The sequence below is a fragment of the Sphingobacterium siyangense genome (assembly GCF_007830445.1).
GTDB lineage: Bacteria > Bacteroidota > Bacteroidia > Sphingobacteriales > Sphingobacteriaceae > Sphingobacterium > Sphingobacterium siyangense.
Genome location: NZ_VLKR01000039.1, coordinates 44,131 through 53,198 on the forward strand (window position 1 = coordinate 44,131; position 9,068 = coordinate 53,198).

Sequence of the window (9,068 nt, forward strand, 5' to 3'; positions counted from 1 at the left end):
TTTACCTCTTTTTACCTCTTTTTAGGACAAAATAAGCTATATTACTTGCTCTTAATTAAAATAACCAAACGCATGAAACCTGTTTTTGCAAAAATTCTGGAAGGTGCAGCTATTACGACTTTTGCGACCAAAGATGTGCAGCGACCATTCTTCTCCACCGAATTTCACTTTCATAGCGCCTGTCAAATGACCTATATTGTGGAAAGTGAGGGAAAACGGATCATTGGAGATAATGTGAGTAACTTTGTTTCTGATGAACTCACTTTTGTAGGACCCGATCTGCCACATGTTTGGCACAATAACAATATAAATTGCCCGGGCTCGGCCATCGCGGAGACAAGGACTTCCCGCTCTTTGGCCTTGTATATAGAACCTAAATTAATGATTAAAGTTTTAGGGCATTTCTTTCAGACACACAAAATCGAAGCATTCTTTTCGGCCTCAAAACGTGGTCTCCTATTCCGTGGTGCAACAAAGGAAAAATTAAAGGTAAAGCTAAAAAAGATCGTACAGCTGGATTATGGCTTTGAGAAAACCATTTTGTTATTGGAGATTATCGAATTGATGTTATCCACAGATGAATTTGATTACCTCTCCAGCGCGGGATACACCCACAACTATAGTCCTATTGACAATAGTAAAATTGACAGCATCTTTAAATTCGTTTTTAACAACTATACTAGAGAAATTCAATTGGATCAAGTTGCGCAGCTATCTAATATGTCGAAACATTCCTTTTGCCGTTACTTAAAATCCCGTACGCAGAAAACCTTCGTCCAGTTTGTCAATGAGGTGCGCATTAGTGAATCCTGTAGATTGATTGTTGAAAATAAGCATCAAATCACGCACATTGCTTATGCTTGTGGTTTTAATAGCCTTTCAAACTTTAATAAAATTTTCAAGTCAATTAAAGGAATCACACCTAGTCAGTACAAAGCTCAAATACGGCAGTAGCAACAAAGCAGGTAGGCTATTCTTAGCTATGGAGCAGACAAACCTTTGAAGAACGGATCTTTTAAGATAAAGCTAATAAATGCAAACAAATTCAGTTTCAGTGGGGTCTCTATAGAAACTTAAAGTTTAGCAATGAAAAAGAGAAAAAACTTATTTGAACGGTTCTCAAACTGGGCGACACACGCAACTGGTAGTTCAGCAGCATTTATTATTGCAACCTCTACAGTTATCATTTGGGCAGTGAGTGGTCCCATATTTAACTACGCTGAAACCTGGCAACTGGTCATCAATACAGGTACGACCATTGTTACTTTTCTAATGGTATTTCTTATTCAAAAATCGCAGAATAAGGATTCAAAGGCAATCCACCTCAAGCTCAATGAATTGATTGCCTCTCACGAGGGCACTAGCAATAGAATGGTTAATTTGGAAGATCTCAGTGAAGAAGAACTTGATCAGCTTGCAAAATTTTATGCCCACGTCGCTAAATTGGCGCTTCAGGAAGGTGACCTTACCTGCACACATTCAATTGATGCCGCAAAGGAAAATCACGCTTTTAAAATGAAGGCTCGAAAAGAAAGACACGCCGCCACAAACGGTAACAGAACAGACAAGACGGATTAGCATTTCAAATTATTAATGATAAAAAAATAAATCCCCGTAATGGGGATTATTATAAATTGTAAAGCCGTGCTTCCCATATTAGAGTATTTCATAGCTCATTTTTTGGAAAAGTCCCAGCAAAATTGGATTGAGCCTTTTATACTTTCTTTACATAGGTGCTTTTAGCAACACACTTACTGATCATTTTCTTCGGTTTTCACAATCGTGTTATAGACAGCTACCTATTTAGCTTTCGAATTAAGATTTGTATCGGCCAGCGCACTTAGATCTTCGTCACATTTCTTTTCCTCATCCAGTGTTTCAAGTAGCAATTTCAAAGCATCCTTATGTTCCAGCACTTTTGCAAAAGCCGCCAGTGTGCCATAAGTAGCAATTTCATAATGTTCCACCTTTTGAGCCGCAGCAATAATAGCGGCATCCCGAACAGACCCGACTTCTGTTTCTTTCATAAGGCTTTCTGCTTCTTCAACCAAGCCCGCCATCGCTTCGCATTTTTCAGCTTTTGCTTTCACTCCTATAAACTCAAAACATTGTTCGAGGCGCCCCACATGCGTTTCTGTTTCCGCCAAATGTTTAGAAATAGCAGATTTCAATTGTTTTGAACTTGCATTTTTTTCCATCTTAGGAAGTGCCTTTGTCAGCGCTTTCTCAGCCCAGTAAATATCTTTTAGACCATCTTCAAATAATTCCGCTAAATCTTTTGCTGCACCTGCCTCGGCACGTAGCTTTCTTCCTTCCGAAGCAGATGCTGAAGTTGATGTGCTACCTGATTTTGTGCTTGTTTTGCTTTTGTCTGCTGATGTTGTTGCCATAATAATAAGTTTTTTGCTCCGAAGAGCTGTTCGTCAAATAAACAGATCTCAAACTTTTTTCGTTCAGCAAATCACGCTGATACTTTCAAATCAAGCATTTACCACATATCTCCAGTAAAAACACGTTTTTCCGATACAAGGCCCCAAAAGAAGAACCACGCTACAATTAACGTACAAATCATGCTAAATTGCGTACTAACACAGTTAACGATCAAGCAACAGCGGTGGTTCATCAACAAATGATTATAAATTAAATGTAGCATGAATAAAAATTGCACAACTCAGGATGCCCATCGAGGTATGGCCATTCTCGGTTCAACGATCGTATCACAATCAGGTCCCGAAAATCTTCCGAACGATATTCCGGACGAGCATGAAGAAGATCTACCGGAAAACACACCGGATCAACAACTGGAAATTGATCAGGAAGATTCTAAAACGGATGAAGAAATAGACCTAGGCATTGCCGAGGAAGAACCGGAGATACCCAGCCAAAAAACAACTGTTTCATAGCTGCCTGTTTTTAGTTTAGCTGAGTAATTTATTTTTGATGTTCCGAAATTGACATAAAAGCTTTAATCATGGTATAATACGAATTTGTACGATGCATTTACGTAAACAACACCGTTTTCGATTTAAATACGTAAAATATAACAGTTCCAAACCCTAGCTTCTCGACCACTGTTCACTATTTAAAACACACACATAAAGGAGTCTATGTTTATATCATCGGTATCGTCTTATCCATTTTAGCATCTTCTACTATCATTAGTTATGGACAAACAAGGAAATGACAACCGAAATAGCATACATCGTTAACAATTAAACAATAGCATTATGAAAACCTTTTTAAAAACTTTGGGAACGCTGCTAGTGATTTTTGCTTGCATTTTAACTGTTCAGGCGCAAGACAGCAAACCCGCTCAGCCACAGCCTGGAGACTTGGACTTTGCCAGCAAAGCCACGGCCAGCAACAATTTCGAACTGCAGACAGCAAGCATTGCTCTCTCAAAATCACAAAACCCTAATATAAAACAATATGCACAGATGATTACAGACGACCATACTGCTGCAGGAAATGAACTGTCGACCATTGTAAAGAATAAAAATTGGCAGCTGAGTACGAGTGACGATCAAAATTATAAATCCATGATCGACCAACTCAATCATGCGGACACAGCAAGTTTTGACCGCATCTATACCGATCTGATGGTTAAGAGCCATCAGGATGCCATTTCACTTTTCAAAGATGCGAGCACAGGCACAGCAATTACAGATGCTGACCTTAAGAAATTCGCTACTGATAAAATTCCCGCATTTGAAAAACATCTTGATCAAATTAAAAATATGCAGCCTTCAGATCCTTCGATAAGTGATATGCACATTACACCAAATGCGCCATCGCCAGCTGTTAAGAACAAAGTGCTCAAACCGACATTAAAATAATAAGCATATTTATTTCATTTATTCACTCCGAAGGACAAAGCCATAAAGGCGATGTCCTTCGTTATTCTTATCATACCATGGAACAGACATTCGACTACATACATGAACTTCTTAATAGACAAATGGCGCTACGTGCTAAAATTGAAGAAAGCCCTATTGCGGGCGAAATTAAAATGAGCTATGGGCAGCATTTTTATCAGGAAGAAGTGCGGTCTATGGGGCTTGCAATGATCCGCGATGGTTGGGACATGGAGGGCGAACAATTGATCCTCGATTTCACACATGAACACTATCCGACGCGAGCGAAGGATGAACTTATCTGGATAAACAAAATGATGCATTACCTGGAGGCTATTACCGATACCTTTATTGACAATCTACATGCCGAGGGCTACCGCTGGTTACAAGGGAATGTCGATATGCCCAATGAACACGCGATATTCTATCCCGTTCACGACATAGATGCATTTGGAAAATTGTCCCAAGAACTAGGGTTGAATACTCTTATAGATCTGAAAATACCAAACCCATTGGAGCAGTTACCAGGTTGGATCTATTATCGCTCTGTAAGTAAATAATTTTGCACCATCGTTCGCAAAGATACAACTGGGTCAATCCGTATTTTTACCGCGATCCAGATTGTCCAATGGCACCCCTTCTTTTGCGCTCCCGTCATTTTTTGTCGTATCTTTTCCGCGGCTTCGGTGAATATTGTCTAACGGTAGACCATTTTGGTTGACTGCGGTGTCTATCAAAGTTTCCTCGCTATTATTAGCCCTATTATCGCAAGACATTGCTATTGTCGCAAATGCGATGACCAAATAAAAATATTTTATCATAATCTTATCTTTTATTTATGTTTTTTACCCCTTCCCAGGTTAGCTATGTGAAGTGTCAATAGGCTTTGATTCAAGTGATCCCTTTCGACGTCACAATATGTTTTTACACAGGAAGAGTTATCTGTTAAATATTTATTTTCTTTCCTTGAGTGTAAAGCTTATTCGGCCATTCGGCTCCATCAAAGCCATATCTACTTCATCAAGGTGCTTACTGTTTGTTTCTAGCCGCAAGCTCGTCAGTAGATCTGTGCGACTTACACCCAGTCGATCCATCTGATCCCATTGGATTTTACCGTTCTTGTATAAAACAGCCGGCTTACCTTTTACCATATTACCCAAATAGGGAAGCCGGGCCGATACCTGGGCCAGGATTTTATTGACAATAATCATGACAAAGCCAGCGAACACCGTTGACAGGAACGGCGAGGCGCCAACTATCCCTCTAGCCAACACTGCACCTAGCATAATAATGATTACGAAATCCACACCCGACTTTCGGCCGAGAATTCGAATTCCTCCTAGTCGAACCAGAAAAAGCGCTATAATAAACATAATAAACGCGCGCGATCCCATCTGTAACATCGTGAGATCCTCACCAGAGCCAAAAAAACTGTCCATATCTATGCTGTTTAGATCGTTGTGATATGTCCATCCATACTTCATCAGGCAATGAGCCCTCTATTTTATTTCAGACCATTTTATTTCAGAACATCGATAAGAGCCCTCCGAGTTCCAAAAATTTTTAAATAGAGTACTTTTACTATTAATCTGGTGGATAATACGTTTTCATTGACTATCAACAAACTACTGCATTTATTTGACTGTCTTTAATAAAAAGTAGACAATATGATTCATTTAGATAATCCACCTGAGGATTGCTTGGCTTTCTTTCAGGATACATTGAGACTGCTACAAGAGAACGGATGTCAATTTATGGTAGGTGGCGGTTTGGCTATGTTTCACTACACAGGGATCATACGGCCTACGAAAGACATGGATATTTTTTGCAAAAGCAGCGAATACCCAAAAATTCTCAAGCATTTTGCCGCCAGTGGTTATAAAACGGAATTGACGGATGTAAGATGGCTGGCCAAGATTTATAAAGCCCCCTATTTTATTGACATTATTTTTGATAGTGTTAACCACAATTGTACTGTGGAACAAGATTGGTTTGACAGGGGGCCTGAGGGAGTGCTGTTTGATACAACCGTACGTTACATACCCGCAGAAGAACTCGTTTGGTGTAAACTGTATGTACAAAACAGAGAGCGGCACGACAGTGCCGATATAAACCATATTTGGCTAAAATATGGGAAGAAACTAGATTGGGATCACTTATTGGCGCGGATGGATCAACATTGGCACCTCTTGTTGGCTCAAATGCTCGTCTTTCAGTTTACCTATCCGCATGACTATCGCGATATTCTTCCAAAGGACTTATTTGATCAGCTTATTAAGCGGGCAGCAGATCAGTATGAACTACCTCCTTGCTTAGAGAAAGTTTGCCTGGGACCGCTCATCGACCAGACGCAATATGAGATCGATATTAAAGATTGGGCGTATAAATCATATACAATAAAAACTGTTTGAGATGAATAAAAAGACAACAATAGCCGCTTTGGGCGATATACATATGAATGCAAATCAGCATGGAAAATGGAAAACAAAATTTGAAGAGATTTCAGAAAAGGCAAAAGTCCTGCTATTATGTGGTGATTTGACTGACACTGGGGATGAAGAAGAGGCTGAATTACTCGTTGCCGAACTTCAATCCATCAAAGTTCCGGTCCTCGCCGTATTAGGAAATCACGATTATGAAAAAGGACGGCAGAAACAGATTCGACAGATTTTGACCGACAGTAAAATTACGGTTTTGGACGGCGAAGCAATCGTGATCGAAAATATTGGTTTTGCCGGCGTAAAAGGATTTGGTGGTGGGTTTGACCGTTATATGTTGTCGATGTTCGGCGAAGATGCCATGAAAAGTTTTGTGCAGGAAGCTGTAAACGAATCATTGCTACTGGACCGTGCCTTGGCAAGGTTAGAGCAAGAGCATGCAGCTATAAAAAAAGTCGCTTTACTCCATTATGCACCTATAGCGGAAACAGTATTGGGTGAACCCGAACAGATTTATCCTTTCTTAGGCTCAACACATTTAATGGAGCCGCTCCAGCGGCGTAAAGTTACTGCTGCCTTTCATGGGCATGCGCATGCGGGGAAATTCAAAGCCCTATCCCCCGCCGGAATACCGATTTATAATGTGGCAGTACCTGTACTGAAAGCTCATCATGGCGACGATACATGCTTTGCACTTATCGATATCTAAATTCAAAATCAACTTTAACTTCTCATTATGGTAATTGTCAAAACCCATCTCGAAAGTAATTTATATCAAACCTTCGTAGGTTTAGATCCGTTCTCTTTAAGAACAAAAAACATATAATACAAACAAACTTTAGCTATGGAAAATTTAAAAAATAAGCGGATTGCCATATTGGTAGCAGATGGATTTGAAGAAATCGAATTGACCAGTCCCAAAGAAGCGCTGGAAAATGCAGGCTCCAAAACAGACATTATATCACCGGCTAAAGGAAAAGTTCGCGCAAAAAATGGTGATGAGTGGTCAAATGATTATCCTGTCGATGTCGCTCTTCAGGAGGCAGAAGAGGATAAGTACGATGGATTGCTGCTGCCCGGCGGAGTCATAAACCCCGATAAATTGAGAACCAATAAAACGGCTATTGCTTTGATCAATGCTTTTTGGGAACGTGATAAACCGATCGCGGCAATTTGCCACGGTCCACAATTACTTATTAATGCGGATTTGGTACGTGATAGAAAAATAACGTCTGTCGAGGCCATTCAAATGGACCTGATTAATGCAGGCGCATTATGGGAAGACAGTAAAGTCGTCGTTGACGATAAACTTATTACGAGCCGCACGCCCGACGATTTACCCGCTTTTAATAAAGCCATTATCAAAGCATTTGCTATGGAAAAAAAGAACAAAGCGTAATAGTACCGTCTAATAACGTATTAAAACGACCAACCTTTTGTGTCTGTAACATGTTCAGCATATAAGTAACAAATAAAACAGAACATTATGAATACGACAAAAAGTTCAAGCCATACGACTGTTAAAGGACAATCGCAGGGCAACAGCAGCAACAAAGAAAAAAAATCAGCTCCAGCAACTGCTAAAAGCGCTTCTGCGTCTAAGAGTTCACAAAAGGGAAGTTCCGAAAAAACCAAAGCTGAGCTCTTGGAAATGGCAAAGAAAATGGATATCACGGGTCGTCATGATATGACAAAAGATGAACTTATTAAAGCCATTGACAAACAGGGCAAAAAATAGAAACGTTTTTAACGTATAGGTTCGGCCACTATAAAAAAGACCCGCAGCAAATGCGGGTCTTTTTTATTTCTTCCTTTCCTTGGGCCTATCAGCAGGGTCATTGGGCATGTCATTGAGCTGATCCACCTGCGGGTCTACACCAGCCTCGGCATCTCCTTGATCCTTATCGTTTACATCCCGAAGTGACTCCCCGTTCACTCCTAGCTTGACCTTTTTCTTTTTTTCCATTTCGGTCCCGACAACGCGGTTTTCATTTTTTGTAGCCATATTCATCTATTTTTTGTTGTTTAATCAATGTATAAGCATATGGTGAAAACCAAATCGGACAAGGCCCACGGTGTTTTTTGTATTGGTTTTCTCGATCATAGGAACAGCACTCAATTGTAAAATGTTTTTTACAATTTAATTTATCTAAAAACTAAGAATATAAGATCGATTTTCTTTTTCTATCATAATAGCTAATTTGAAAATCCGAAACGATTTTGATGTGACCTTTGTTCTTCGGAAGAGAGTATGCAGTGGCATGCCATCATTAAACAATAAATAATATGAAAAACCCAACAAAATTAATTTCCTTCGGTCTAATATGCTTAGCAGCCTATGGATGTAATGGCGTTAAAACTGATGATCAAAAATCAAAGGAACTGATGCGGGACTCCGTTCCCAACGATACCACGACGATACAATATCGCGATACCACATCTGCAGAATCCCGTGGAGAAATCCCGCCAACACCCCAGCCCGATACATCAACAAAAAAGTAAAACAAATATAAATTGGCTATTGTTCTTGCGTGATAATAGCATAATTATGAAATCCTCCCGTCGTGAGATGGCTGGAGATTAGATTTATTGTAGAGAGCTCACTTGCGTCCTAAACGTTTAAAAAGTGGCGGTGTTTAGATATAGCAAAGTTGCTATATTTAAATCGCAAAATTATAACACACCGCCATGATAAATTTAAATGTTTTTAGTCAGATTTTATCTCTTATCGACCGCGAATTATTCAAAGATTTGGTTTCAAAGCACAAAAGTGACA

The 9,068-nt window shown here is 39.7% G+C and carries 14 protein-coding genes; 10 read left to right on the top strand and 4 right to left on the bottom strand.

Annotated features, from left to right (window positions below; translation table 11 throughout):
* Window positions 1-72: 72 nt before the first annotated feature.
* Both IQ31_RS23825 and IQ31_RS23830 read left to right on the top strand, forming a co-directional pair.
* Window positions 73-954 (top strand): AraC family transcriptional regulator, encoded by an 882-nt coding sequence (locus IQ31_RS23825; protein ID WP_145330555.1) that lies wholly within the window; start codon window positions 73-75, stop codon window positions 952-954.
* Between the two features lie 132 nt (window positions 955-1,086).
* On the top strand, window positions 1,087-1,578 hold the full coding sequence (locus IQ31_RS23830; RefSeq protein WP_145330557.1) for a low affinity iron permease family protein: 492 nt from the start codon (window positions 1,087-1,089) through the stop codon (window positions 1,576-1,578).
* Between the two features lie 221 nt (window positions 1,579-1,799).
* Here IQ31_RS23830 and IQ31_RS23835 read toward each other — a convergent pair whose 3' ends face one another.
* Complete coding sequence (locus IQ31_RS23835; protein ID WP_075992554.1) at window positions 1,800-2,390, bottom strand: YciE/YciF ferroxidase family protein; 591 nt, start codon at window positions 2,388-2,390, stop codon at window positions 1,800-1,802.
* Window positions 2,391-2,651: 261 nt separating this feature from the next.
* Between IQ31_RS23835 and IQ31_RS23840 the strand changes: the two genes are divergently transcribed.
* From IQ31_RS23840 to IQ31_RS23850, 3 genes are all read left to right on the top strand, one after another.
* Window positions 2,652-2,903 (top strand): hypothetical protein, encoded by a 252-nt coding sequence (locus IQ31_RS23840; protein WP_145330559.1) that lies wholly within the window; start codon window positions 2,652-2,654, stop codon window positions 2,901-2,903.
* Window positions 2,904-3,227: 324 nt separating this feature from the next.
* Entirely contained in the window at window positions 3,228-3,836 is a 609-nt protein-coding gene (locus tag IQ31_RS23845) for a DUF4142 domain-containing protein (protein ID WP_145330561.1), read from the top strand.
* Window positions 3,837-3,913: 77 nt separating this feature from the next.
* Window positions 3,914-4,414 (top strand): hypothetical protein, encoded by a 501-nt coding sequence (locus tag IQ31_RS23850; RefSeq protein ID WP_145330563.1) that lies wholly within the window; start codon window positions 3,914-3,916, stop codon window positions 4,412-4,414.
* Window positions 4,415-4,447: 33 nt separating this feature from the next.
* Here IQ31_RS23850 and IQ31_RS23855 read toward each other — a convergent pair whose 3' ends face one another.
* Window positions 4,448-4,675 carry a hypothetical protein gene (locus IQ31_RS23855; protein WP_145330565.1) on the bottom strand — a complete coding sequence of 76 codons (228 nt, stop codon included), beginning with the start codon at window positions 4,673-4,675 and terminating at the stop codon, window positions 4,448-4,450.
* Window positions 4,676-4,807: 132 nt separating this feature from the next.
* Window positions 4,808-5,293, bottom strand: a complete 486-nt coding sequence (locus IQ31_RS23860) for a DUF421 domain-containing protein (protein WP_075994783.1) — start codon at window positions 5,291-5,293, stop codon at window positions 4,808-4,810.
* 228 nt (window positions 5,294-5,521) lie between these two features.
* Between IQ31_RS23860 and IQ31_RS23865 the strand changes: the two genes are divergently transcribed.
* The 4 genes from IQ31_RS23865 (at window position 5,522) to IQ31_RS23880 (ending at window position 8,030) form a co-directional block, all read left to right on the top strand.
* Window positions 5,522-6,265, top strand: coding sequence for a nucleotidyltransferase (locus IQ31_RS23865; protein WP_145330567.1), 744 nt, complete (start codon window positions 5,522-5,524; stop codon window positions 6,263-6,265).
* A gap of 1 nt (window position 6,266) precedes the next feature.
* Window positions 6,267-7,001, top strand: coding sequence for a metallophosphoesterase family protein (locus IQ31_RS23870; protein WP_088161493.1), 735 nt, complete (start codon window positions 6,267-6,269; stop codon window positions 6,999-7,001).
* 135 nt (window positions 7,002-7,136) lie between these two features.
* On the top strand, window positions 7,137-7,691 hold the full coding sequence (locus IQ31_RS23875; protein WP_145330569.1) for a type 1 glutamine amidotransferase domain-containing protein: 555 nt from the start codon (window positions 7,137-7,139) through the stop codon (window positions 7,689-7,691).
* 87 nt (window positions 7,692-7,778) lie between these two features.
* On the top strand, window positions 7,779-8,030 hold the full coding sequence (locus tag IQ31_RS23880; protein WP_145330571.1) for a Rho termination factor N-terminal domain-containing protein: 252 nt from the start codon (window positions 7,779-7,781) through the stop codon (window positions 8,028-8,030).
* Window positions 8,031-8,093: 63 nt separating this feature from the next.
* Here IQ31_RS23880 and IQ31_RS23885 read toward each other — a convergent pair whose 3' ends face one another.
* Window positions 8,094-8,297: a hypothetical protein gene (locus IQ31_RS23885; protein ID WP_145330573.1), complete on the bottom strand. Its 204-nt coding sequence runs from the start codon at window positions 8,295-8,297 to the stop codon at window positions 8,094-8,096.
* Between the two features lie 281 nt (window positions 8,298-8,578).
* Here IQ31_RS23885 and IQ31_RS23890 point away from each other — a divergent pair, with 281 nt between their 5' ends.
* Window positions 8,579-8,794, top strand: coding sequence for a hypothetical protein (locus tag IQ31_RS23890; RefSeq protein ID WP_145330575.1), 216 nt, complete (start codon window positions 8,579-8,581; stop codon window positions 8,792-8,794).
* Window positions 8,795-9,068: the final 274 nt, after the last annotated feature.